This window comes from Duganella sp. AC237, from assembly GCF_979254035.1.
The window spans coordinates 5,135,674-5,160,279 of sequence record NZ_CEEDEW010000003.1 but is presented as its reverse complement, the minus strand read 5'-3'; the positions used below and the strand labels follow the sequence as shown (position 1 = coordinate 5,160,279).

Genomic DNA, 24,606 nt, shown 5'->3' with positions numbered 1-24,606 from the left:
ATTTGTCAATATGCGTAGTCATGGCGTTACTTTTTCGATCGCTGGGCATGCCGAATGGGCGCCTGGTCTGGCTACGCCCGCCGCTTGGGCGCAATGGGCGCGTGCGCCGCACCCCATCGTCGCAGGCGCCGAGCCGGGGGTCAAGGCGATGCCGGCGATGCTGCGCCGGCGCGCTGGCTTCCTGGGCAAGATGGCGCTGGAGGTGGCCTATCAGTGCCTCGACGGTCGCGCGGACGGCGGGGCGGACATCCCGACGGTTTTTTGTTCGCGCCACGGCGAGGTGTCACGCGCGCTGGAATTACTGAGCGATTTGGCGCAAGGCGAGGCGCTGTCGCCGACCGCGTTCAGCATGTCGGTGCATAACGCCACCGCCGGCCTGCTGACCATCGCGCGCGCCGACCGCGCCAACCACATCGCGCTGGCTGCCGGCGCGTCGACCATCGAGCACGCAGTGATCGAAGCCTGCGGCCTGCTCGACGATGGCGCGCCGATGGTATTGCTGGTGGCCTCCGATTGCCGGCTACCCGACCTGTTCCTGGCGTACCAGGACCGCGACGAACAGCCGCACGCGTGGGCCTGGCTGATGACACCGGCCGCCGGCGACGCCATCGCCCTGCGCTGGAGCGCCAGCGGCGAGGCGCCGTCGTCGCGCATGCCGGGCGCGTTGGACGTGGCGGCGTTTTACCTGGGCGGCGCGAGCGCGTTGGAACGCTGCGACGGCCGCATGCGCTGGTATTGGAGCCGCGATGCTTGATGCGGCGCGGGCCGCGTGGCGGTCGGCATCGCGCGCCTGGCGCGTGTTCGCCACGGGCCTGAGTTTCGCGGTGTTCGGCGTCGGCGGGCTGGCGATGCGCCTGGTGCTGTTGCCGGCGATGCAGGTGGTGGTGCGGGATGGGGAACGGCGGCAGGCGGCTACGCGCGCAATGCTGCGCCGCGCGTTTCGCATGTATGTGGAGATGATGCGCGTGTTGGGCGTGCTGCGCTACGAGATACGCGGACTCGATAAGCTGGAGCGGGACGGCCTGCTGATATTGGCCAACCATCCGACCTTGATCGATACCGTGTTTCTGATGGCGTTCGTCAAAAACGCGGACTGCATCGTCAAGGGCGAATTGTGGAACAACCCGTTCACCGGCGGCACGGTGCGGGCGGCGGGGTATATCAATAACCAGGGCGGGCCGGCGCTGGTGGACGATTGCATCGCCTCCCTGCGGCGCGGGAACAATTTGATCGTCTTCCCGGAAGGGACCCGTACGCCGGCCGATGGCGTCATCAGCCTGAAGCGCGGCGCCGCCAACATCGCGGTGCGCGGTTTGCGCGCCATGACGCCGGTGCTGATCCGCTGCGAGCCGGCGACCTTGGGCAAGGGCGCTAGGTGGTGGCGCGTGCCGCCGCGCCGGGTGCTGATACAACTCGACGTCCAGGACGACCTGGCGATCGAACCCTTTACCGGGAGCGCCAGCGATGTGATGGCGGCGCGCCGTTTGACTGAATTTTTACAAGACTATTTTATCGGGAAGTGCCAACGCCATGCTTGAACTGGAAGTGAAACAACTGATCATCGAAGTGCTGCAGCTGGAAGACATCACGCCGGACGATATCGACAGCGCCGCGCCGTTGTTCGTCGAAGGCCTCGGCCTCGATTCGATCGACGCGCTGGAACTGGGCGTCGCCTTGCAAAAGAAGTACGGCATTTCGCTGTCGGCCGATTCGGAAGACACCCGTCGCCATTTCGCGTCGGTGCAGGCGCTGGCGACGATGATCGAGACGCATCGCAAGAAATAAGGGGAGCGACATGATTGATCTGAACACCATGAGCAAGGACCAGCTGCAAGCCTGGGTGATCGACCTGCTGGCCGAGATGTTCGAACTCGATAAGGCGCAACTGAGCGCCCAGTCGAATTTGTACGCCGACCTCGATATCGACAGCATCGACGCGGTCGACCTGGCCGTAAAGCTCAAACAGCTGACCGGCAAGCGCCTGCTGCCGGAAGTGTTCAAGAACATCCGCACCGTCGGCGACGTCGTCGACGCGCTGGCCGGCATGACGGAGCAGGCGGCTTAAGCACGATGCCGATGACTGTATTGACGGCGGCGTTGACGCTGCTGTATCCGTTGGTGATCTGGTTCGGACATGGCCGGGTGGAGCCGCGTTGGCTCGCTTGTCTGCTGTTGCTGACGGTGGCCACGCGCCTGCCTTCGTTGAAAATGAGCGGCATCGCGCGCTGGTCGGTGGCGGGCGGCCTGGCGCTGGCCGGCTGCGCCATCTGGGCCAATCTGCTGCTGCCGCTGAAGCTTTATCCGGTGCTGGTGAACGCCGCGCTGCTGGCCGGTTTCGCCTGGAGCCTGGGCACGCCGGTGTCGGCGGTCGAACGCATGGCGCGCCTGCGCGGCGGCGATTTCCCGCCGCCGGCCCTGGCCTATATGCGCACGGTCACCAAGGTGTGGTGTGGTTTCTTCGTGGTCAACGGCGCCATCGCGATGGCCACCGCGCTGTGGGCGTCGGAGGCCGTGTGGTCGCTCTACACCGGCGTCGTTTCCTATGCCTTGATGGCGATCCTGTTCAGTGCCGAGTATCTGGTGCGGATGCGTTTCAAGCGGCTGCACCATGCCTGACCGCCTCGAACATCTGTGGGCCGCGCTGCGCGCGCGGCCGCCCGCCGGCATCGTTGGCTGGAGAGAGGGTGCGCAAGTCTCCAACGAGCGGTTCATGGCCCGCGCGCGCGAATGGCATGGGCTGCTGCGCGCGCTGCCGGGGCGCGATTACGCGCTCTATCTCGAGGACAGCGTCGAATTCGGCGCGGCCCTGCTGGGCGCCTGGCATGCCGGAAAAACCATCTGGCTCAGCGCCGATACGCTGGCGGCGACGTGCGACTCGCTGCGAGCCTCGGTCGACGGCTTCCTTGGCGAGTTCCCCGCGTCGCTGGCGCCGGCGTGGCCGGTGTCCAATGTCATGGATGCCGCCGGCGCGGCGGTGGATGGCACGCTTGATGGTGCGCTGGATGGTGATCTCCCGGCGCTCGTGGTGTTCACCTCCGGCAGCACCGGCGCGGCGCAGGCGATTCCGAAAAAGCTGTCGCAGCTGGCCAGCGAGGTGGCGACGCTCGATCGCTTGTTCGGCGCGGCGGCCGGCGGCGCGGCGGTGCTGGCGACGGTGTCGCACCAGCATATCTATGGCCTGCTGTTCAAGGTCTTGTGGCCGCTGACGTCCGGTCTCGCCATCCACGCGGTGAGCATCGCGTTTCCCGAGGCGCTGGCGCCGGCGCTGGCGGCCGGCCCCTGCGTGCTGATCGCCAGCCCGGCGCATTTGAAACGCCTCCCCGATCATCTGGACTGGCGCGGCGCCGCGCACATGCTGCGCGTGGTGTTTTCGTCCGGCGGTCCGCTGGCGCCGGAAACGGCGCTGGCGATGCGGGATTTGTTGGGCAGGGTGCCGGTGGAAGTCTACGGCAGCTCCGAGACCGGCGGCGTGGCCTGGCGCCAGCGCGCCAATGCGACCGACGACGCGTGGCAGCCTTTCCCGACGGTGGAATGGCGCCTCGGCGGCGACGACGGACTGGAAGTGCGCTCGCCGCACCTTCCCGATGATGGCTGGTTCGCGCTTGCCGACCGCGGGCAGCGTAGCGGCGATGGGCGCTTCTTATTGCGCGGCCGCGGCGACCGTATCGTCAAGATAGAGGAAAAACGCGTCTCGCTGACGGCGATGGAAGCCGCGCTGACCGCCGGCGGCCTGGCCGCCGAGGCGCGCGTGGTCGTCTGCGATCCCGTGGCGGGCGAACGCCAGCGGCTGGCCGCCTTTGTCGTGCCGACCGCCGCCGGGCGCGCCGTGCTGGAGTCCGACGGCAAGGCAGCGCTGAATGCGCGTCTGCGCGCGGCGCTGGGCGCCACGGTGGAACCGGTCGCGCTGCCGCGTCGCTGGCGCTACCTCGATCAACTGCCGGTGAACGCGCAGGGCAAGACCACGGTGGCGGCGTTGCTGGCGCTGTTGGACAGGGATGGCGTGGCGAACGCCGATTCTGCCGATGCCGCCGATGCCGCCGATGCCGCCGATGCCGATCTGCGGCCGCGCCTTCCGCGCGTGCGCGAGCTGGAACGCGCGCCCACGCGCGTGCTGTTGGAGCTGACCGCGCCGATCGAATTGCGCTACTTCGACGGCCACTTCGATGTCGCGCCGATCCTGCCGGGTGTGGTGCAGGTCGAATGGGCGATCCACTACGGTCGTGAATACTTCGCGCTGCCGTCGGTCTTCAAGGGCATCAACGCGCTCAAGTTCCAGCAGGTGATACTGCCGGAGCAGCCGGTGCATCTGGAACTGCTGCACGACACGGTCAAGGGCGCCCTGAATTTCCGCTTCTCGTCCGACGCCGGCCAGCATTCCAGCGGCCGCGTGGTGCTGCTGGCGGGGAGCGGCGATGACTGAAGCCTTCAATCCCTGCATTGTGGTACCGGTATACAACCACGAACACGCGATCGGCGCGGTGGTTGATGGCCTGCTGCGCCACGACGCGCCGTGCATGCTGGTCGATGACGGCAGCAGCGCGGAGTGCGCCGCCGCGCTCGACGCGCTGGCGCTGGCCCATCCCGATCGCGTCACCCTGGTGCGCTTGCCGCACAACCAGGGCAAGGGCGCGGCGGTGCTGGCCGGCTTCCGCCGCGCGGCGGACATGGGCTTCAGCCACGTGCTGCAAATCGATGCCGACGGCCAGCACCGGACTGCCGACGTGCCGCTGTTCCTGGCGCGCGCGCGGGCGCATCCGGAGGCCGTCATCGCCGGCTGCCCGATCTACGACGAGTCGGTGCCGAAGGCGCGCCTGTACGGCCGCTACCTGACGCACATCTGGGTGTGGATCAATACGCTGTCGTTCGACATCAGGGACTCGATGTGCGGCTTCCGCGTCTATCCGGTCGCGCCGGTACAGGCGCTGGCGGCGCGCCAGCCCATCGGCTCGCGCATGAACTTCGACACCGACATTCTGGTGCGGCTGTTCTGGAACGGCCTGCAAGTGGTCAACCTGCCAACGCGGGTATCGTATCCGGCCGACGGCGTTTCGCATTTCCGCATGTGGGGCGACAATGTGCTGATCACGTGGATGCACACCAAGCTCTTTTTCGGCATGCTGCCGCGTATTCCCAAACTGCTGGCGCGGAAGTGGCGGACACCGTGAGCGGGCGCGCTTTGCACTGGGCCGCGATCAACGAATTCAGTTTCGTCGCCGGCATGCGTTTCATGTTCTGGATCTGCCGGGTGTTCGGCCGCTGGCCGTTCCGCATCGTGCTGTATCCGGTGCTGGCCTGGTATGCGTTGACCAAGCCTTTGCCGCGCAAGGCGTCGCGCGACTACCTGCGCCGCATGGCGCGCTTCACCGGCCACGCCCAGCCTGGCGTGATGCGCCACTTCGGCGCCTTTGGCGAAAGCATCCTGGACAAGATGCTGCTGTGGGGAGGCCTGTTCAAATTCGATAGCGTCGAACTACACGGCAAGGAAGTGATGACCGAGGCGCTGCGCGCGGGACGCGGAGGCCTGTTGATCTGTTCGCACCTGGGGAACATGGAACTGTGCCGCGTGCTCTCGCGCCGCAGGCAGGACATCAAGCTCACGGTGCTGGTGCACACCAAGCACGCGCAGGCCTTCAACCAGATGATGGGCAGCCTGAATCCGGCCAGCCAGTTCAACCTGCTGCAGGTGACGGAGATGAACCCGGCCACGGCGATGCTGCTGTCAGAGCGGGTGGCGCGCGGCGAATTCGTCGTCATCGCCGGCGACCGCGTGCCGGTGTCGCCCAATCCACGGGTCGCGGTGACCGATTTCCTCGGCGAGCCGGCCGCTTTTCCGGTCGGCCCCTACGTGCTGGCCGGCGTGCTGCAATGCCCGGTCTACCTGCTGTTCTCGACGACACGCGGGCGCCGCTCGGACGTGTATTTCGAGGCCTTCCGCGAGGTTGTGCGAATTCCGCGCAAAGAGCGCGACGCCGCGCTGTCGGCGCTTGCCGTCGACTATGCGAAACGGCTGGAGCACCACTGCGTGCGCGCGCCGCTGCAGTGGTTTAATTTTTACGATTTTTGGCATTTACCCGAGGTGGAGCGTTCCAATGCACATGGCTGATACGCCCCAATCGCGCGGCGACATGCGCGTCGTCAGCTTCGATCGGCAGCGCCTGTCGATCGAAGACATCGTCGATATCGCGCAGGGACGGGCGGCCGCCGCGCTGTCCGGCGATCCCGCCTTCCGCGCCGCGATCGCGCGGGGCGCCGATTTCCTCGACCGGTTGTTGCGCGAGGACGGCACTATTTACGGCGTGACCACCGGCTATGGCGATTCCTGCACCGTCACCGTGCCGCCGGAACTGGTGGCCGAGTTGCCGCACCATCTTTACACCTACCATGGCGTCGGCCTGGGCGAGTACTTCACGCCGCAGCAGACGCGCGCCATCCTGGCCTCGCGCCTGGCATCGCTGAGCAAAGGCTATTCCGGCGTCAGCGTCGAGCTGCTGTTGCAGATCACGCGCCTGCTGGACGCCGGCCTGCTGCCGCTGATCCCGTCCGAAGGCTCGGTCGGCGCCAGCGGCGACCTGACCCCGCTGTCGTATGTGGCGGCGGTGCTGTGCGGCGAGCGCGAGGTGTGGCGCGAAGGCGTGCAGGTCCCGGCGGCGCAGGCGCTGCGCGAAGCGGACATCGCGCCGCTGCGCCTGCGTCCGAAGGAGGGGCTGGCGATCATGAACGGCACCGCCGTCATGACGGCGTTGGCCTGCATGGCCTGGGACCGCGCCGAGTACCTGACAAGGTTAAGTACCCGCATCACCGCGATGGCGTCGTTCGCGCTGGACGGCAACGCCCACCACTTCGACGAGGTGCTGTTTTCGGTCAAGCCGCACGGCGGCATGCAGCAGGTGGCCGCGTGGCTGCGCGCCGACCTGCCGACCGACCAGTGGGAACGCAACGGCAAGCGCCTGCAGGACCGTTATTCGATCCGCTGCGCCCCGCACGTGATCGGTGTCCTGGCGGACGCGCTGCCGTTCTTCCGGACCTCGATCGAAAACGAACTCAATAGCGCCAACGACAATCCGCTGATCGACGCCGACAACGAGCGCGTTCTGCACGGCGGCCACTTCTACGGCGGCCATATCGCCTTCGCCATGGACGGCATGAAGAACGCCGTCGCCAACCTGGCCGACCTGCTGGACCGCCAGATGGCGCTGCTGGTCGACAGCCGCTACAACCACGGCCTGCCGGCCAACCTGTCCGGCGCCACCGGCCCGCGCGCGGCGATCAACCATGGCCTGAAGGCGCTGCAGATTAGCGCCTCGGCGTGGACCGCCGAAGCGTTGAAGCTGACGATGCCGGCGTCGGTGTTCTCCCGCTCGACCGAATGCCACAACCAGGACAAGGTCAGCATGGGCACCATCGCCGCGCGCGACTGCCTGCGGGTGCTGGAACTGACCGAGCAGGTGGTCGCGGCGCTGCTGATCACCGTGCGCCAGGGCGTCTGGCTGCGCTGCCAGGCCAACCCGGAGCTGCGGCCGCACGCGGCGCTGGCGGCGATGCAGGAGGCGCTGGCGGCCGATATCGAGGCGGTCGAGGAGGATCGCCGCCTGGAACCGGACCTGCGGCTGCTGCTCGAACGCATTCGCGCCAAATCATGGGAGCTGTATGCGCAAACCTAATAGGGAAAGCCGCTGGTTCGCCGAGGTCGAGATGCAGGTGCAGTTCTTCGACCTGGACCCGATGGAGATCGTCTGGCACGGCCGTTACGTCAAGTACCTCGAAGTGGTGCGCTGCGCTTTGCTGGACAAGATAGACTACAACTACCCGCAGATGAAGGCCTCCGGCTACGCCTGGCCGGTGATCGACATGCAGCTGCGCTACGTTGGCTCGGCCACCTTCGGCCAGAAACTCAAGCTGCGCGCCGATATCGTCGAGTGGGAAAACCGTTTAAAGATCAATTATCTGATCACCGACGCCGAAACCGGCAAGCGCCTCAACCGCGCCAGCACCACGATGGTCGCCGTCGATATCGCCACCAGGGAAATGTGCTTCGTGTCGCCGCCGGTGCTGTTTGAAAAACTTGGAATCGAGCCTGTATGAAGAATGTGAAAACCGTTTTGCTGGCCGCCGCGCTGGCGTTGTTCAATCCCGCGCAGGCGGCCGCGCCGGTGGCGCAGATCCAGGCCATGCTGGCCAAGCCAGCCATCATGTGCGGCCGCTTCGACCAGACCAAGCAACTGGCCGGCATGAAAAAGCCGCTGGCGTCCAATGGCCGCTTTTGCGTCGTCGCCGGCAAGGGCGTGCTGTGGCGCACCTTGCAACCTTTCCCGAGCACCTTGCGCCTGACGCGCGATGAAATCGTCAACTACCAGGGCGACCGCGTCGCCATGCGGCTCGACGCCAAGACCGAGCCGACCGTCCGCATGATCAACAACGTGCTGTTCTCGCTGCTGTCGGGCGATCTAGGGCAGCTCGATTCGCTGTTCGAGGTCGATGGCACGGTGGATGCGAACAGCTGGAACGTGGCGCTCAAGGCGCGCCAGCCGGCGTTGGAAAAGGCCATCGGCACCATCAAGCTTGATGGCGGCACCTACGTCAAGAACATCGTCATGAGCGAGGCGGGCGGCGACAGGACCCATATCGTGTTCTCCGCCATCCAGACCGGCGAGGGCGCGCTGACCAAGGAAGAGGCGGCGCTGTTTTGACGCGTACCCGACAACTCGCGCTGCTGTGGGCGGTGGTGGCGTGCCTGCTGCTGGGGCATAACGCCTATCTGTGGCTGGTCCAGCGCATCGTGCCGAACACCGACATCATGGCGTTGTTGCCGGTGCAGGAGCGCGACCCGGTGCTGCAGCAGTCTTTCTCGCATATGGTCGACGCGTCGCAGCAGCGGGTCATCGTGCTGGTCGGCGCGGCCGACTGGCAGGACGCCGAACGCGCGGCCGAAGCCTACACGGCGGTGCTGGCGCCGCGCAAGGATTTGTTCGAATCGGCGCAGGTCGACGAAAAGACACAGAGCGACTGGCTGTCGCTGTTCCAGCGGCATCGTCTGACGTTGCTGACGGCGCGGCAGGAAGCGCAACTGCGCGCCCAGCCCTCGCAGTTCTGGCTGGAGACCGCGCTAGGCGCCCTGTACGCGCCGTTTGGCGGTCCGAAGCTGGGCTCCTGGCAGCAGGACCCCTTCGGCCTGTTCGCCGGCTGGGTGCAGGAGCGGGCCGGCGAAACGCCGGTGCGTCCGCGCGACGGCCACCTGTTCGTCGCCGACGCCGAGCGCCAATATGTGCTACTGGCGCTCACGCTCAAGGTGCCCGCGCTGTCGATGACGGCGCAGGAAAGCGTGCTGCCGGTGCTCAAACAGGCCGCCGACGCCGCCCGCAGGGCCACGCCGCAATTGACGCTGGTGGAGGCGGGCGTGATCCTGCACGCGGCCAACGCCAGCGCGCAGGCCAGCGGCGAGGTGTCGACCATCGGCATCGGCTCCCTGCTGGGCATCATCCTGCTGATGTGGTTCGCCTTCCATTCGTTCAAACCGATTTCGCTGATCATGCTGTCTATCGGGATCGGCTTCCTCGGCGCCTTGTCGGTGTGCTGGCTGCTGTTCGGACAGATCCACCTTTTGACCCTGGTGTTCGGCGCGAGCCTGATCGGCGTGGCGCAGGATTACGGCATTTACTTCCTGTGCAACCGCCTCTCGGCGGACGAAAAAATCGATTCGCCGGCGCTGCTCAAGCGCCTGATGCCTGGCCTTTGCCTGACGTTATTGGCGGCGGTGATCGGCTACATGGGATTGGCGTTGACGCCTTTCCCGGGCCTGCGCCAGATGGCGGTGTTCTCCGCGCTTGGCCTGTTTTTCGCGTGGCTGACGGTGGTGTTCTGGTTCCCGGCGCTGGTTGGAAGCGGCTCCCTTAAGGCGGGTGGACTGGTGCGCGTCTACGGCGATGCGTTGCGGCGCTGGCCGCTGCTGCGCCTGAACCGCGCCACGCTCGCGGTGGCGGTGGTCTTCTTGCTGGCGGCGGGCTACGGCATCAGCCGCCTCGGCGCCAACGATGATATCCGCCTGCTGCAAAATCCGCCCAAGCACCTGATCGACGACCAGATCAAGTTGAGCAAGCTGACCGACGCGCCGACGCCGGTGCAGTACTTCCTGGTGCGCGGCGGCTCCGCCGAGGAGGTGCTGCAACGCGAAGAAGCGCTCAAAGCGAAGCTGGACCCGATGATCGCCGCGCGCGCCATCTCCGGTTACCAGGCGGTGTCGAACTGGGTGCCGTCCGCGCGCAAACAGGCCGAGCGCCGCGCGCTGATCGAACAAAAGCTGCTGGGCGACGACGGCCCGCTCAAAGGGCTGGCCGGGCAGGCGGGCGAGGACGCGCAATGGATCGCCGCCACCCGCGCGGGGCTGCTGGCCACCGGTGGCTTGCTGACGCCGGAGGACTTCCTCAAGTCGCCGGCCAGCGAGCCGTCGCGCCACCTGTGGCTGGGCGATGTCGACGGCGTCCACGCCAGCATCGTGGCGCTGAGGGGCCTGGGCCGGGCCGGACTGGTGCAAGTGATGCGCGCGGCCGATGGCATGCAGGGCGTGCAGTGGGTCGACAAGGTGGCCGAGATATCCACGGTGCTGGGCCGCTACCGTGAAAATATGAGCTGGGTGGTGGTGGGCGCCTACGCGCTGGTGTTCGCGCTGCTGTTCCCGCGCTATCGCGGCCGCACCTGGCGCGTGCTGGCGCCGACCGCGCTGGCCAGCGTCGCCACCTTGGCGATCCTCGGCTTCGCGTCGCAGAACCTGCAGCTGTTCCATGTGCTGGCGCTGTTGCTGCTGCTGGGCGTGGGCGTCGACTACGGCATCTTCATGCAGGAGCGCCCGGACAATCGCGGCGACGCGGCTTGGCTGGCGGTGGGCATGTCGGCATCGAGCACCTTCCTTTCATTCGGTTTGCTCGGCCTGAGCAAAACCCCGGCGCTGCAGGCCTTCGGGCTGACCATGCTGCTGGGGATCGCGCTGGCCTGGCTCATCGTCCCGTGTTTTGGCACCATCTACGAAAGCAAGCATGACTGACGCCCTGAAAATCGAAACGGTGGAAATTCTGATCGTCGGCGCCGGCCCGGCCGGTTCCGTCGCCGCCGCGCTGCTGCGCCAGCAGGGCCGCCAGGTGCTGGTGATCGAGCGCGAGGAGTTTCCGCGCTTTTCGATCGGCGAGAGCCTGCTGCCGCAAAGTATGGCCTACCTGGAGGAGGCGGGCATGCTGCGCGCGGTGGTGGAGGCGGGCTTCCAGTTCAAGAACGGCGCCGCCTTCATGCGCGACGGCCAGTACACCGACTTCGATTTCCGCGACAAGCATTCGGAGGGCTGGGGCACCACCTACCAGGTGCAGCGCGCCCACTTCGACCATATCCTGGCGCAGGAGGCGGCGCGCTTCGGGGCGGAAGTACGCCACCGGCACGAGGTGCTGGACATCGCGTTGAGCCAGGACGGCGCGCCGGCGCTGGTCACCGTCAAGAACCCGGAGGGCGAGCAGTATCAGGTGCGTGCCGGCTTCATTCTGGACGCCAGCGGTTTTGGCCGCATCCTGCCGCGCCTCCTGAAACTGGAGACGCCGTCCAACTTCCCGGTGCGCGGCGCCATCTTCACGCACGTTGAAGACGGCATACGCGGGGGCTTCGACCGCAATAAAATCCGCGTGACGGTGCATCCGAAACACGACGACGTCTGGTTCTGGACCATTCCGTTCGCCGGCGGCCGCTGCTCGCAGGGTGTGGTGGCGGAGACCCGCTTCCTCGACCGCTACGAGGGAACGCCGACCGAACGCCTGAAGGCGATCGTGGCGGAGGACCCGTCGCTAAGCGCATTGCTGGCGGACGCCAAATGGGATACGCCGGCGCGCCAGATCACCGGCTACTCGGCCAACGTCGACAAGCTGTGGGGGCCGGGCTACGCGCTGCTGGGCAATGCCGGCGAATTTCTCGATCCGGTGTTCTCGTCGGGGGTGACCATCGCCTTCAAGTCGGCCAGCCTGGCCGCCGCCGCGCTGCGCCGCCAGTTCGACGGCGAGACGGTCGACTGGCAGGCCGACTACGGCGCGCCGCTGCGCAAGGGCGTCGACACGTTTCGCGCGTTTGTCGAATCGTGGTACGCGGGCGGCTTCCAGAAGATCATTTTCCATCCAAACCAGAAGCCTGAGATCAAGCGCATGATCGCCGCCATCCTGGCCGGCTACGCGTGGGACTTGACGAACCCGTACGTTAAGGAGACGCCGCGTAGGCTGGCGGCATTGGAGGCTTTATGCACGCCGGCGTGATGTGGCGCGGCCTTCGCCTAGGCACGGCGGTACTGGCCATCGGGCTGCTGGCCGGCTGCGCCAGCACGCCGCCGCAGGGGCGGCTGGGACTGAAGCTGGCGCCGGCCGCGCTGGGCGAGTCGATCAGCGTCCAGCAGCACCTGAAGGTGGAGCGCGCCGGGCGCATCGACGATCTGGACGTGGCGTTGCAGGTCGAGCCGGACGCGATCGACGTGGTCGGCCTGGCGTTCGGACAGCGCGTGCTGACGATGCGCTACGATGGCAAGGAACTGAGCTCGTGGCGACACTTCATGTTGCCGGCGCAGGTGCGTCCCGACGACATCCTGGAGGACATGCAATTGACCTTGTGGCCGGCCGAGGCCATCGCCGCCGCGCTGCCCGCCGGCTGGCGCGTGGCCGAACAGGGAGACACGCGCACCTTGTACCTCGCCGACGAACCTATCATGCGAATAGCTTATAGTGGCATGCCGCGCTGGAGTGGCACGGTGGTGTTGGAGAATTTGCGTTATCACTATAAGCTGACGATACAGGCCGCGCCCGAGGCGCGATGAGCCGAGACGATGGACCGGAAGATTGACGTAAACGATAGAGCAAGACCGAGCATGTTGAATTTTTACCTTAACGCTTGCGGGGTTATCTGCGCGCTGGGCGATGGCCATGAGCAGGTCAAGGCGGGCCTGTACACCGGCCGGACCGGCGTCGCGATGACCGGCGAATGGTCGCCGGGCCGCGAGCTGCCGCTGGGACGCGTGCTGTCGCCGTTGCCGTCGCTCGACCATGTGCCGGCGCCGCAGCGCAGCCGCAACAACGCGCTGGCGCTGGCGGCGCTGGCGCAGATCCGCCCGGCCGTCGATGCCGCCATCGCCCAGCATGGCGCCGACCGCGTCGGCGTGGTGATCGGCACCAGCACCTCCGGCATCGGCGAGACCGAATATGCGGTGCGCCACCACCACGCGCACGGCGTTTTGCCGCCGGACTTCGTCTACGACCGGCAGGAAATGGGTTCGCCGGCCGTGATGCTGGCGCATGAACTGGGCGTGGCCGGTCCGGCCTATGTGCATTCGAGCGCCTGCTCGTCGAGCGCCAAGGCGATGGCCAGCGCCGCGCGGCTGATCAAGATGGGATTGTGCGACGCGGTGGTGACCGGCGGCGTCGATTCGCTGTGCACCTTTACCGTGGCCGGTTTCGCGTCGCTGGAATCGGTCAGCGCGGCGTTGTGCAATCCGATGAGCGTCAACCGCCACGGCATCAATATCGGCGAGGGCGCCGCGCTGTTCCTGATGACCGCGGAGGCGGACTCCCCGGACGCGGTCGCGCTGCTGGGCTGGGGCGAGTCCTCCGACGGCCATCACATGTCGGCGCCCGATCCGTCCGGCGCCGGCGCGCGGCTGGCTATCACGCAGGCGCTGGCGCGCGCGGGCCTCGATGCGGCGGCTGTCGACTACGTCAACATGCACGGCACCGCGACTCCGCAGAACGACGCCATGGAATCGCGCGTGATCGAAGCGCTGTTCGGGCTTGAAACGCCGGTCAGTTCGACCAAGCCTTTCACCGGTCATACGCTCGGCGCGGCGGCGGCGATCGAGGCGGCGTTGTGCTGGCTGGCGATGCGGGACGATCATCCGCAGGGCAGGCTGCCGCCGCATCTGTGGGACGGCGCCGCAGATCCGGCGCTGCCGGCCCTGAACCTGGTGCCGGTCGGCGCCACCCTGGGACGTCCGCTGCGCTACGCGTTGAGCACTTCCTTCGCCTTCGGCGGTTCCAACGCGGCGCTGCTGCTGGGGAGGCCGCTGTGACGACAGACGAGATGCCGGACGTCAGCCTGCTGGTGCCGCACTCCGGCCAGATGGTGCTGCTCGAGCGGGTGCTGAGCGCGGACAAGGACGACCTGTGCGCGGAGGTGCGCATCCGCGCCGACAGCGTGCTGGCGGGAGAGCGGGGCGTCGGCTCGTGGGTCGGCATCGAATACATGGCGCAGGCCATTTCGGCGCATGCCGGCTGGCTCTCCCATCTGCGCGGCGGCGGCGTCAAGGTCGGCTTCCTGCTTGGCTCGCGCAAATACGACACCAGCGTGCCGTATTTCGTGGCTGGCAGCGTGCTGCTGGTGCACGTGCACCGCGTGCTGCAGGCCGAAAACGGGCTGGGTGCCTTCGATTGCCGCATCGACGACGCCAATTCCGCCGACGGCGCGCCCAGCCTGGCCACGGCGACGGTGACGGTTTTTCAGCCCCACAATGTCAATCAATTTCTCGAAGATGGAAACGTAGCATGAATCAGAACAAGTCCATGAGCGTGCTGGTGACGGGATCGTCGCGCGGCATCGGTAAGGCGATCGCCTTGCGCCTGGCGCGCGACGGTTACGACGTCGTGCTCCACTGCCGCAGCCAGCGCGCGGAAGCCGACGCCGTGGCGGCGGAGATCGAGTGCATGGGCCGCGCCGCGCGCGTGCTGCAGTTCGACATCGGCGACCGCGCCGCCACCGCCGCCGCGCTGGAGGCGGACATCGCCCAACACGGCTGCTACTACGGCGTGGTGTGCAACGCCGGTGTGGCGCGCGACAACGCCTTCCCGGCGATGTCCGGCGAGGACTGGGACACCGTGCTGCAAACGAACCTCGACGGTTTCTACAACGTCCTCAATCCGCTGGTGATGCCGCTGGTGCAGCGCCGCAAGCCGGGCCGCATCGTCACCCTGGCGTCGGTATCGGGCCTGATCGGCAATCGCGGGCAGGTCAACTACAGCGCGGCCAAGGCGGGCATCATCGGCGCCACCAAGGCGCTGGCGCTGGAACTGGCCAAGCGCGCCATCACGGTCAACTGCGTGGCGCCGGGCCTGATCGACACCGACATGACCAGCGAGGTGCCGATGGACGAGGCGATCAAGATGATACCGGCGCGCCGCGTCGGCAAGCCTGAGGAGGTGGCCGCCGCCGTCAGCTTCCTGATCGGCGAGGAGGCCGGCTACATCACGCGCCAGGTCATCTCCGTCAACGGCGGGCTGGCATGAGCCGCCGCGTTGCCGTCACCGGCATGGCCGGCATCAGCCCGATCGGAAACGACTGGGCCAGCGTCGGCCGGCGCCTGCGCGAACTGCGCAACGCCGTCGTGCACATGGACGACTGGTCCGACTACGAGGGCCTCAACACCCGCCTGGGCGCGCCGGCCGCGCCGTTCGAGCTCTCCGAGCGCTACAACCGCAAATCGACCCGCAGCATGGGACGCGTCGCATTGATGGCCACGCGCGCCAGCGAACTGGCGCTGGCCGATGCCGGCCTGCTCGACCATCCACTGCTCAAGGGCGGCGACATGGGCGTCTCGTTCGGCTCCTCGGCGGGTACGCCGAGCGCGATCGGCGATTTCGGCCGCATGATGGAGGAGCGCAGCACCAAGGGCATCAACGCCACCACCTACATCAAGATGATGGCGCACACGGCGCCGGTCAACATCGGCGTCTTCTTCGGCATCACCGGGCGCGTGATCACCACGTCGAGCGCCTGCACCTCGGGCAGCCAGGGAATCGGCTACGCCTATGAGGCGATCCGCGCCGGCAAGCAGCTGGCGATGGTGGCCGGCGGCGCCGAGGAGCTGTGCGCCACCGAGGCGGCGGTGTTCGACACCTTGTTCGCCACCAGCACCCGCAACGACGCCGCCCACACCACACCGCGTCCGTTCGACGCCGGCCGCGATGGCCTGGTGATCGGCGAGGGCGCCGGCTGCCTGATACTTGAGGATATGGACCATGCGCTGGCGCGCGGCGCGGCGATCCACGCCGAGCTGGTGGGTTTCGGCACCAACAGCGACGGCTGCCACGTCACGCAGCCGAATGCGGCGACGATGCAAAAGGCGATGCAGTTGGCGCTGAGCGACGCGCGCTTGCAGCCGTCGGACATCGGCTATATCAACGCCCACGGCACCGGCACACAGCAGGGCGACATCGCCGAATCGCAGGCGACGCTGGCGGTGTTCGGCGACAAGACGCCGATCAGCTCCCTGAAAAGCTATATGGGCCACACCCTGGGCGCCTGCGGCGCGCTGGAGGCGTGGATCAGTATCGAGATGATGCGCGAGGGCTGGTTCGCCCCCACCGTCAATCTGGACCAGGTGGATGGCGGGTGCGCCCCGCTCGATTACATCGTCGGCGACGGCCGCGCGCTGCAATGCGAGTATGTCATGTCGAATAACTTCGCTTTCGGCGGCATCAATACGTCGCTGATTTTCAAGCGTCATGTCGCTTAGGCGTGCCGGATGACAAGGGCCTGGCTATGGATGGCGGACGCCGATGCGGTGGCGGAGGCGGACTTGCCGCGTTTGCGCGAATGGCTGTCGGCTGGCGAGGTGGCGCGCTGCCAGCGCTTCGTGCGCGCGCAGCGGCTGCGCCAGTTCGTCGCCGGCCGCATCCTGCTGCGCAAGGCGCTGGGGCGGCTGTTGAACGTCGCGCCGCGCGAGATTGTGCTCGAGGAGCAGGTCGGCAATGCGCCGTTGCTGGTGTCGCCAGTGGTGAAGGGCGGCATGCCGGGCTTCAGCATCGCCCACAGCGGCCGTTGGGTCGCTTGCGCTGTCAGCACGCAGACCGCGCTCGGACTCGATATCGAAATGCGCGATCCGGGGCGCGATCTGTCGGCGCTGGCCGCGCAGGCTTTCGACCAGCGAGAGATGGCCCTATGGGAACGCGCGCGGCACTTGCCGGAGGCGCGGCGGGTCGCTGCTTTTTATCGCATGTGGAGCGAGAAGGAGGCGCGCTTCAAGCTTGGCGCCGCGTTAAGCGGCCATTGCGTGGAGGTGCCGCATGCGGAGTTGTCGGTGATCGTGTGCAGCGCGACGCCTCTTGACGGAACGCCCGCGATCGAAGTGTTCAACCTCGATTAGGCGGCCTTCAGCGCCACAACCAATCCCAAAAACCTGGCAGCGATGGCCTTGCGTCCGAGCTGTCGACGGTGCGCGCGAGGGCGGCCTTTTCAATCGCCCCTCGGTCGTCGTAGAAAGGCTTGTCGGCCAGCGGCACCTCCAACTCCTTGGCGACGTCGATCAGAATCTCCAGATACTCTTGCATGTGGCGCGATGTATAAGTGTTCACGTCGTGGAAGGTGACCACCACCGGGGTACTGCCGTCCACCGCCGGCAGGCCGCCTTCGGCCCAGCGCTTGCGCGTCTCGGCCATGTGCTTCAGCATGTTGGACCTCTTATGCCAGCTGAAGTTGACGCCGTAGATCTTGCCGTCGTTGGCACTGAGATCGGTGAGCAGCATGCGCAGCCCATGCTCCCGATAAGATTCGAGCGTGGCGGCGTCGTAGGCCCAGAAGGGCGGACGAACCAGTTTGGGCGCGGCGCCCGTCACCTCGGTTAAATCGTCGACGCCTAGCCGCATCGAAGCGTCCAAGGTCGGCCTGTCCATGAAGCGGTGGTTCGAATGGCGCGGCGTGGCCGTGTGCAGCGCGACCAAGTGGCCTTCGTCAAACTCGCGCTTGATTAAAGCGCGGCCGGTCGCGGTGCCACCGCCGTTCACGGCGCGCGGCTGGGTGAAGAAGACGGCTTTGATGTTCGCCTGCACCGGGTTTTCCGCCAGCGTCTCCAGAATGCGGACGGTCGGATTGCCGCTTTCGGCTGCGGCCGGGCCGTCGTCGAAAGTCAGCAGAAAGCGCACCGGTGCCGGTTTGGGGCCGGGCGCCGTTTCGGATGCGTCCTGGCCGGCCGCGCCGGCACTCAGCATGACAAGGGAGAACGCGGCAAGCAGCAGTCGGTGACGGAGGCGCATTATATATGTGGGGCGACAGGGGACGGTCATTGTACGTGGTTTGACCTGAAGGCCGGCATTGCGTCCGTCCAGCTTGACCTTTCATGCCAAATCAACAAAATTAACTTTCAATGTAAACGATTCTCATTTAATATTTGTCGTTTGTGAGAATAATTCTCATTTCTAAATAAGGATGTGGGATGCGTATCAAGGTAATGGTGTTGGCGTTGGCAGGGTTGGCGGCGGGCTGGCAAGTGAAGGCGGAGGAGTTGCCGGCGCCGGTCGAGCAGGTGGTAATCTCCGGCGATAAACTCAGGCGCACGGAAATCGACAGCAGCGCCAGCGTCGGCGCGCGCAACCGGCGCCAGATCGCCGAGTCGGGCGCCGCCACCATCGAGGACGTGGCCGGGCAGATGGCCAACGTCGGCACCGCCGAGGGGCTGTCGATACGCGGCGTGGGCTTGAGCGGTCCGACCGGCGGCGGCGGGCGCACCATCACGGTCGTCGTCGACGGCGTAGCGCAGGACGGCTTCGGCCAGGACATCGGCGGCATGAGCGTGTGGGACGCCGACCGCCTCGAGGTGCTGCGCGGGCCGCAATCGACCAACCAGGGACGCAACTCGCTGGCCGGCGCGGTGGTGGTCAGGACACGCGATCCGTCCGACACCGCCGATTTCAGCTACCGCGCCAGCGCCGGCAACCAGAATTCGCACCGCGTGGCGGTGGCCGGCGGAGGCGCCATCGTCGATCAGGTGCTGGCGGGCCGCATCGCCTTCGAGCAGCGCCGCAGCGACGGCGGCACCTACGACCCGACCCGCGACGATCGCCGCTTCAACCACGACGACGGCTACACGCTGCGCGCCAAGCTGCGCGTGACGCCGTGGGGCGATCGTTATCAAGCTTTGATCACGCTGGTCGACGAGCAGCGCAAGTACGGCAGCCCGCATGTGGAAGCGGTGAGTTATCCAGCGTCGGCGCGCGTGAACCTGTCGAACGTGCAGCGCGACTCGGACAACCTCGCCCGCTCGGCGGCGCTGGAGCAGACCTTCCGCGCGGGCGGGGCCGATGTCACCCTGCTGACGACCTATTCCCACAACCGCTATACGCGCCTGTTCGACTACGATTCGACGGAACTGAACCAGGGCTACCGCACCGGCGAGAACATCACGCGCCAATGGACGCAGGAGGCGCGCGCCAACCTCGAGACCACGTTGTTCGGCCGCCCGCTCAAGGGCGTTGCGGGCCTGTACTACGCCAGCCAGCATTACGACTTCGACGACATGTTCGTTGTGCCGCTGGCGTACGTGCTGGGATTGACGGGGCAGTGCCGGGTGCAGGCGGTATGCGACGCGCAGTACGGCGCTGAGTTCATCAACCGCGGCAACCAGCAGGCCGACAGCATCCGCACGCGCGCCGTGTTCACGGAGTTCGACTATGTGATCGACAAACTGACCGTGACGGTCGGCCTGCGCTACGACGCCGAAAGCCAAAGCCGCGTACCTACCAGCGTGACGACCGGCACCTCGGCGCTGGCACGCACCGTTCTGGCGCGCCTGATCGCCGGCGGCGTTTTCGCGGCCGACGGCACGCAACATCTCGGCACCGACACCTCGGTGTGGCTGCCCAAGCTCGGTGTGCGCTATGCGCTGGCGCCCGCGTGGGTGGCGGGATTGACGGCGCAGCGCGGCTACCGCACCGGCGGCGTCAATTACAGCTATCAACGCGGCGCCAAGGCTTTCGAGCCAGAGTTCACTAACAACTACGAGGCCTCCCTCAAGGGGGCGCTCGACAACGGCCTGGCGGTCGCCCTTAACGCCTACCGCGTGGACTGGTCGGACCAGCAGGTCGATGTTGGCCGCAATTCGCTCGACACCTATTTCGTCAACGCCGGCAAGTCGCGCCTGCAGGGCCTGGAGGCCGAGGTGCGCGGCAGGGTGACAAAGAACCTGGAGCTGTTCGGCGCCGTCGGCGTGGCCAAGACGCGCTATATCGACTTTGTCTCGCCGCAGGGCGACTACACCGGCAACCGCTTCCCGGATTCGCCAAGGCAGACGCAGTCGGTCGGCTTTAGCTGGACGCCCGGCGGCTGGACGCTGAACGCCAACCTGGTGCACGCCGCTGGCAGCGATACGGGTCCGGAGAACATCGACCGCAACGATGGCCGCACGACGCTCGGGGCCAAGCTGTCCTACACCCTGGCCAACGGCGTGACGCTGTTCGCCACCGGCACCAACCTGACCGACCGCACCTACGTCGTCAACAACCGCATCCCGACGGTGACGGGCCGCTATAACGTCATTCTCGGCAACCCGCGCCAGTTCGCCTTCGGCGTGCAGGGTAGCATCTAAGGAGACATGATGAACTGGATCGGCATCGTGGTAGCGGCGTTGGCCGCCCTGTGTTTATATCTGGCCTCGCCGCACCAGGCTTTGTGGCCTGCCGTGCTGGCGCGCCGGTATTTTTTGCGCTGGCTGTCGGTGCCTTTGGCCACCGGCGCCGTCGCGGCGGCGGTGCGCGACTATGGCTTCTGGTGCGGCGCGTGCATCGCGCTGTCGGGGTTCATGGCGACGCTGGTGGTGCTGCCGTACGCCGACGCCTGGCTGCGCCGACGCAAGCCGCGATCGCAGGCCAGGGAGTCAGCCAAGCCGGGAGTGCGCCATGTGGGGTAAATCGACGGCCGCCGTGTTTCTTGGGTTGCCGCTGGCGGTGGTCGTGGTAGGCATCTGCGCGCTGCTCAGCCAGGACCAGGCGCGCACCACGCTGCCATGGCTGCTGATGTTCTTCCTGTTCTGGATAGGCGCGATGACGATCGCCTTCCTGTTCCGCACCGGCCTGCGCGCATGGCTGTGGATGGGCGGCGCCACCTTGCTCGGCTACGCCGTGCTGCATTTGTCGAAGGCCAGCGGCCTGTTAAGGATCGCCGGATGAAATCATCGACCCTGCGCACCTTCATATCGGTCCACACCTGGGTGGGGCTGGTGGCGGGCTTCGGCCTGTTCATCGCCTTCTATGCCGGCGCCATCACCTTGTTCCACTCCGAGCTGCACGCCTGGCAGACGCCTGTTGCGCAATCCGCTCCATCGACGGCAGCGCCGCAGCCGCAGGTGCTGATCGACGCGGTGCTCGCCGCGCATCCGGAAGCGGGCAAGACGTTCTATGTAACCATGCCGTCGGCCTATGAGCCCGAGTTGGTGCTGACCGCCGGCGAGCGCCACTTTCGCCTCGACGCCGCCGGCAAGCTTGAGGAGTTCGAGGAGCGCTCGCACCTGATGGACTTCATCTACCGCCTGCACTACACGGCGGGCCTGCCGAACCAGCTTGGCCTGTACGTGCTGGGCGTGGTGTGCGTGCTGTATGGGCTGGCGCTGGTGAGCGGCGTGATTATTTACGCGCCTACTTTCGTGAAGGACCTGTTCGCGCTCCGGATAGGCAAGAACCTCAAGCGCATGTGGCAGGACGCGCACAACGCCATCGGCATCCTGTCGCTGCCGTTCCACATCATGTATGCGTGGAGCAGCGCGATTCTGGCGCTGGGCCTGATCCTGCTGGCGCCGTTCCAGTATCTGGTTTTCGACGGCAAGCTGCTTGCGCTGGTCGGCGCGGATATCAACGCTGCCGCGCCGCCTGCCGCCACCGGCGTGGCGGCGCCGCTGCTGCCGGTCGCGCGGGTGCTGGCCGTCGTCGAGCGCGCGGCGCCGGGCATGGAGGTCAGGCAGCTGTTCTACCAGGAGGCCGGCGACGCCAATGCGCAGGTGCGGGTGACGGGCGACGTACGTCAGCACACCGTCACGAGCAATTCAGCGGTGGTGCTCAACGCCAGCACCGGCAAGGTAGGGCGGGTGCTGGTGCCGGAGAATTTCAGTCCCGGGATGCGCTTCCTGCGTAGTTTGCAGGCGCTCCATTTCGGTAACTTCGGCCACGCGGCGGTGCAGTGGATGTACTTCATCCTCGGCATCGCCGGCGCCTTCCTGTTCTACAGCGGGAACCTGCTGTGGATCGAGTCGCGCCGCAAGCGCCTTAGCCTGGTGCAGCCGCGCAGCGGACGCTTGATGGCGCAAGCCACGCTGGGCGTGTGCCTCGGTTGCGTGGCGGGTGTTTCGGCCATGTTCGTGATGAACAAGCTTGCGCCGGCGGCGCCGGGGCACTTGCCGTTGTGGGAGTCGCGCAGCTATTACGCCGTGTTCTGGCTGGCGGTGGTGTGGGCCTTCGCCCGGCCGCCGGCGCGCGCCGCCCACGAGCTGCTCATCGCGTGCGCCACGCTTACCATGGCCATTCCGCTGTCGCACTGGATAGCCACCGGCGTCAATCCGTTGCTGGCGCTGATGCGCGGCGACGGCGTGACCGTCGGCGTGGCGGTGGTGGCGCTACTGGCCGCGGCCTTGTACTGGAAGATGGCGCGCGCGGTGCTCCGGCGCGGCCTGCACGGCGATCCGCACAGCGTCTGGTCGCTGCGCGCGCCACCGGCCAAACCGGCCATGGCGCGCCAAGCGGCTTAGGCGCTTCGCTGGCCGCGCCGGCTGTTTGATCTGGCTCACCACTGACTTCCATCACCGCATGCCGACGCGGGCCGGCATGCGGTTATAATCCGCTCAATCTTTCCGGAATTTCCAGATAGCAAGGATTTGCACGATATGAGCCAGCCCAATCAGTTTTCCCTGTTGACGCAACGCCGCTTCGCGCCGTTCTTCTGGACCCAGTTCCTGGGCGCCTTCAACGACAATCTGTTCAAGACGGCGCTGATCGTCATCATCACCTTCGACGCGCTCAGTTGGACCACGCTGTCGCCGTCCCTGATCACCAATCTGATTCCCGGCCTGTTCATCCTGCCGTTCGTGGTGTTTTCCGCCACCGCCGGCCAGCTGGCCGACAAATTCGACAAGGCCGGCCTGACGCGCTTCATCAAGTGGCTGGAGCTGGCCATCATGCTGGTGGCGGGCGTGGGCTGGATGACGCACACCCTGTGGCTGCTGGTGCTGGGCGTGGTCGGCATGGGCGTCCATTCGACCTTGTTCGGCCCCGTTAAATACGCGTATCTGCCGCAGCAGCTCAAGCCCGAGGAACTCGTCGGCGGCAACGGCGTGACGGAGATGGGCACCTTTGTCGGCATCCTGCTGGGCGAGATCCTCGGCGCCATCCTGGTGGTGCAGCAGCCCCACGGCATCATGCTGGAGGCGGGCGGCACGATCTTCTTCGCGGTGCTCGGCCTGATCGCCGCCTACCGCATTCCCAGCTCGCCGGCGCCGGTGCCCGACCTGAAGATCAACTGGAACTTCGTCAGCGAATCGATCCGAAACATCAATTTCTCGCGCAAGAACCGCACCGTGTTCCTGTCCATGCTGGGCAACTCGTGGTTCTGGTTCTACGGCGCGCTGGTGCTGTCGCAGTTCCCGGTGTTCGCCAAGGACTACCTGCACGGCGACCATAGCGCCTTCGTGCTGCTGCTGACGGTGTTCTCGCTGGGCGTGGGCAGCGGCTCGCTGCTGTGCGAGCGCCTGTCCGGCCGCAAGGTGGAAATCGGCCTGGTGCCGTTCGGCGCCATCGGCCTGACGATCTTCGGCGTGGACCTGTACTTCGCCAGCCTGGCCTACGGCAGCGGCGTGGCCGGGCTGACGGCCGGTCCGCACCTGGACGCGATCGCGCTGCTGGCGCAGCATGGCATGTGGCGCATCCTGTTCGACATCCTGATGATCGGGCTGTTCGGCGGCTTGTTCATCGTGCCGCTGTTCGCGCTGATCCAGACCCGCTGCGACCCGGAGCACATATCACGCACCATCGCCGGCATGAACATCCTCAACGCGCTGTTCATGGTGGCGGCGGCCGGACTGGCCATCGTGTTGCTGGGGCAGGGCTTCACGATTCCGCAGCTGTTCCTGGTGACGGCGCTGCTCAACGCGGTGGTGGCGATCTATATCTTCTCGCTGGTGCCGGAATTCCTGATGCGTTTCCTGGCGTGGATGCTGATCCACACCGTGCACCGCGTGCGCACCATCGACGCCGAGCGCATCCCGGCCGAGGGCGCGGCGGTGCTGGTGTGTAACCACGTCAGCTATGTCGACGCCATCGTCATCGGCGCGGCCAGTCCGAGGCCGATCCGCTTCGTCATGGATCACCGCATTTTCAAGCTGCCGCTGCTGGGGTGGATCTTCCGCACCGCGCGCGCGATTCCGATCGCGCCGGCCAAGGAGGACCAGTGGCTGATGGAGAAGGCGTACATCGATATCGCGCAGGCGCTGCACGAGGGGGATCTCGTGTGTATCTTCCCGGAGGGCCGGTTGACGCATGACGGTGAGATCAACCAGTTCAAGGGCGGTATCGCCAAGATCATCGAGCGCTCCAAGGTGCCGGTGATTCCGATGGCGCTGCGCGGGCTGTGGGGACATCTGCTAAGCCGCAATGGCGAGAACGTGTTCCAGCGGGCCTTCCGCAACGGCTTGCGTTCGCGGTTGGCGCTGGCGGTGGGGCTGCCGGTGCCGCCGCAGGAGGTTACGCCGGAGGGACTGCAGAAGCAGGTTTTGGACTTGCGCGGGGATTGGAAGTAGGGCGGATTAGCGCGTAGCGCGTAATCCGCCATGCTCCGTCGGCGGCGCTACGATTGGCGGAT

General features: G+C 66.6%; 25 protein-coding genes. 24 read left to right on the top strand and 1 reads right to left on the bottom strand.

Annotation, left to right across the window (positions count from 1 at the left end; translation table 11 throughout):
- Window positions 1-10: 10 nt before the first annotated feature.
- The 19 genes from AC0IYS_RS22890 to AC0IYS_RS22800 are packed head-to-tail and all read left to right on the top strand — an operon-like array spanning window position 11 to window position 17,140.
- Complete coding sequence (locus AC0IYS_RS22890; protein WP_471707342.1) at window positions 11-754, top strand: beta-ketoacyl synthase chain length factor; 744 nt, start codon at window positions 11-13, stop codon at window positions 752-754.
- Entirely contained in the window at window positions 747-1,538 is a 792-nt protein-coding gene (locus AC0IYS_RS22885; protein ID WP_471707341.1) for a lysophospholipid acyltransferase family protein, read from the top strand. The genes AC0IYS_RS22890 and AC0IYS_RS22885 overlap by 8 nt, the downstream gene beginning before the upstream one ends.
- Complete coding sequence (locus tag AC0IYS_RS22880) at window positions 1,531-1,785, top strand: phosphopantetheine-binding protein (protein WP_471707340.1); 255 nt, start codon at window positions 1,531-1,533, stop codon at window positions 1,783-1,785. Before AC0IYS_RS22885 ends, AC0IYS_RS22880 begins: the two co-directional genes overlap by 8 nt.
- A gap of 10 nt (window positions 1,786-1,795) precedes the next feature.
- On the top strand, window positions 1,796-2,065 hold the full coding sequence (locus tag AC0IYS_RS22875; protein ID WP_471707339.1) for an acyl carrier protein: 270 nt from the start codon (window positions 1,796-1,798) through the stop codon (window positions 2,063-2,065).
- Between the two features lie 5 nt (window positions 2,066-2,070).
- Window positions 2,071-2,616, top strand: coding sequence for a COG4648 family protein (locus AC0IYS_RS22870; protein ID WP_471707338.1), 546 nt, complete (start codon window positions 2,071-2,073; stop codon window positions 2,614-2,616).
- A complete protein-coding gene (locus tag AC0IYS_RS22865; protein ID WP_471707337.1) occupies window positions 2,609-4,420 on the top strand; it encodes an ApeI family dehydratase in 1,812 nt (603 codons plus the stop codon). Before AC0IYS_RS22870 ends, AC0IYS_RS22865 begins: the two co-directional genes overlap by 8 nt.
- Window positions 4,413-5,165: a glycosyltransferase family 2 protein gene (locus AC0IYS_RS22860; RefSeq protein WP_471707336.1), complete on the top strand. Its 753-nt coding sequence runs from the start codon at window positions 4,413-4,415 to the stop codon at window positions 5,163-5,165. The genes AC0IYS_RS22865 and AC0IYS_RS22860 overlap by 8 nt, the downstream gene beginning before the upstream one ends.
- Complete coding sequence (locus AC0IYS_RS22855) at window positions 5,162-6,103, top strand: LpxL/LpxP family acyltransferase (protein ID WP_471707335.1); 942 nt, start codon at window positions 5,162-5,164, stop codon at window positions 6,101-6,103. The genes AC0IYS_RS22860 and AC0IYS_RS22855 overlap by 4 nt, the downstream gene beginning before the upstream one ends.
- Window positions 6,090-7,661 (top strand): HAL/PAL/TAL family ammonia-lyase, encoded by a 1,572-nt coding sequence (locus AC0IYS_RS22850; protein ID WP_471707334.1) that lies wholly within the window; start codon window positions 6,090-6,092, stop codon window positions 7,659-7,661. The genes AC0IYS_RS22855 and AC0IYS_RS22850 overlap by 14 nt, the downstream gene beginning before the upstream one ends.
- Entirely contained in the window at window positions 7,648-8,082 is a 435-nt protein-coding gene (locus tag AC0IYS_RS22845; RefSeq protein ID WP_471707333.1) for an acyl-CoA thioesterase, read from the top strand. The genes AC0IYS_RS22850 and AC0IYS_RS22845 overlap by 14 nt, the downstream gene beginning before the upstream one ends.
- Window positions 8,079-8,687, top strand: a complete 609-nt coding sequence (locus AC0IYS_RS22840; protein WP_471707332.1) for an outer membrane lipoprotein carrier protein LolA — start codon at window positions 8,079-8,081, stop codon at window positions 8,685-8,687. Before AC0IYS_RS22845 ends, AC0IYS_RS22840 begins: the two co-directional genes overlap by 4 nt.
- Entirely contained in the window at window positions 8,684-11,035 is a 2,352-nt protein-coding gene (locus tag AC0IYS_RS22835) for an MMPL family transporter (RefSeq protein ID WP_471707331.1), read from the top strand. Before AC0IYS_RS22840 ends, AC0IYS_RS22835 begins: the two co-directional genes overlap by 4 nt.
- 4 nt (window positions 11,036-11,039) lie before the next feature.
- Window positions 11,040-12,275, top strand: a complete 1,236-nt coding sequence (locus AC0IYS_RS22830; protein ID WP_471708922.1) for an NAD(P)/FAD-dependent oxidoreductase — start codon at window positions 11,040-11,042, stop codon at window positions 12,273-12,275.
- A complete protein-coding gene (locus AC0IYS_RS22825) occupies window positions 12,260-12,826 on the top strand; it encodes a DUF3261 domain-containing protein (RefSeq protein WP_471707330.1) in 567 nt (188 codons plus the stop codon). Before AC0IYS_RS22830 ends, AC0IYS_RS22825 begins: the two co-directional genes overlap by 16 nt.
- A 51-nt stretch (window positions 12,827-12,877) precedes the next feature.
- Window positions 12,878-14,071: a beta-ketoacyl-ACP synthase gene (locus tag AC0IYS_RS22820; RefSeq protein WP_471707329.1), complete on the top strand. Its 1,194-nt coding sequence runs from the start codon at window positions 12,878-12,880 to the stop codon at window positions 14,069-14,071.
- A complete protein-coding gene (locus AC0IYS_RS22815; protein WP_471707328.1) occupies window positions 14,068-14,547 on the top strand; it encodes a hotdog family protein in 480 nt (159 codons plus the stop codon). Before AC0IYS_RS22820 ends, AC0IYS_RS22815 begins: the two co-directional genes overlap by 4 nt.
- Entirely contained in the window at window positions 14,544-15,281 is a 738-nt protein-coding gene (gene fabG / locus AC0IYS_RS22810) for a 3-oxoacyl-ACP reductase FabG (RefSeq protein WP_471707327.1), read from the top strand. The genes AC0IYS_RS22815 and fabG overlap by 4 nt, the downstream gene beginning before the upstream one ends.
- A complete protein-coding gene (locus tag AC0IYS_RS22805) occupies window positions 15,278-16,510 on the top strand; it encodes a beta-ketoacyl-ACP synthase (RefSeq protein ID WP_471707326.1) in 1,233 nt (410 codons plus the stop codon). Before fabG ends, AC0IYS_RS22805 begins: the two co-directional genes overlap by 4 nt.
- Before the next feature lie 9 nt (window positions 16,511-16,519).
- Window positions 16,520-17,140, top strand: a complete 621-nt coding sequence (locus tag AC0IYS_RS22800; RefSeq protein ID WP_471707325.1) for a 4'-phosphopantetheinyl transferase family protein — start codon at window positions 16,520-16,522, stop codon at window positions 17,138-17,140.
- A 7-nt stretch (window positions 17,141-17,147) separates the two neighbouring features.
- Here the strand turns inward: AC0IYS_RS22800 and AC0IYS_RS22795 are convergent, their stop codons facing one another.
- The gene (locus AC0IYS_RS22795) at window positions 17,148-18,026 is read right to left on the bottom strand and encodes a polysaccharide deacetylase family protein (RefSeq protein WP_471707324.1); all 879 of its coding nucleotides are present in this window, start codon (window positions 18,024-18,026) and stop codon (window positions 17,148-17,150) included.
- Window positions 18,027-18,205: 179 nt separating this feature from the next.
- Between AC0IYS_RS22795 and AC0IYS_RS22790 the strand changes: the two genes are divergently transcribed.
- From AC0IYS_RS22790 to AC0IYS_RS22770, 5 genes are all read left to right on the top strand, one after another.
- Window positions 18,206-20,353, top strand: coding sequence for a TonB-dependent receptor (locus tag AC0IYS_RS22790; protein ID WP_471707323.1), 2,148 nt, complete (start codon window positions 18,206-18,208; stop codon window positions 20,351-20,353).
- A gap of 6 nt (window positions 20,354-20,359) precedes the next feature.
- Window positions 20,360-20,674, top strand: coding sequence for a hypothetical protein (locus AC0IYS_RS22785; RefSeq protein WP_471707322.1), 315 nt, complete (start codon window positions 20,360-20,362; stop codon window positions 20,672-20,674).
- Window positions 20,664-20,933: a hypothetical protein gene (locus AC0IYS_RS22780; RefSeq protein WP_471707321.1), complete on the top strand. Its 270-nt coding sequence runs from the start codon at window positions 20,664-20,666 to the stop codon at window positions 20,931-20,933. The genes AC0IYS_RS22785 and AC0IYS_RS22780 overlap by 11 nt, the downstream gene beginning before the upstream one ends.
- Window positions 20,930-22,501: a PepSY-associated TM helix domain-containing protein gene (locus AC0IYS_RS22775; RefSeq protein ID WP_471707320.1), complete on the top strand. Its 1,572-nt coding sequence runs from the start codon at window positions 20,930-20,932 to the stop codon at window positions 22,499-22,501. The genes AC0IYS_RS22780 and AC0IYS_RS22775 overlap by 4 nt, the downstream gene beginning before the upstream one ends.
- A gap of 135 nt (window positions 22,502-22,636) precedes the next feature.
- The gene (locus AC0IYS_RS22770; protein ID WP_471707319.1) at window positions 22,637-24,544 is read left to right on the top strand and encodes an MFS transporter; all 1,908 of its coding nucleotides are present in this window, start codon (window positions 22,637-22,639) and stop codon (window positions 24,542-24,544) included.
- Window positions 24,545-24,606 lie beyond the last annotated feature (62 nt).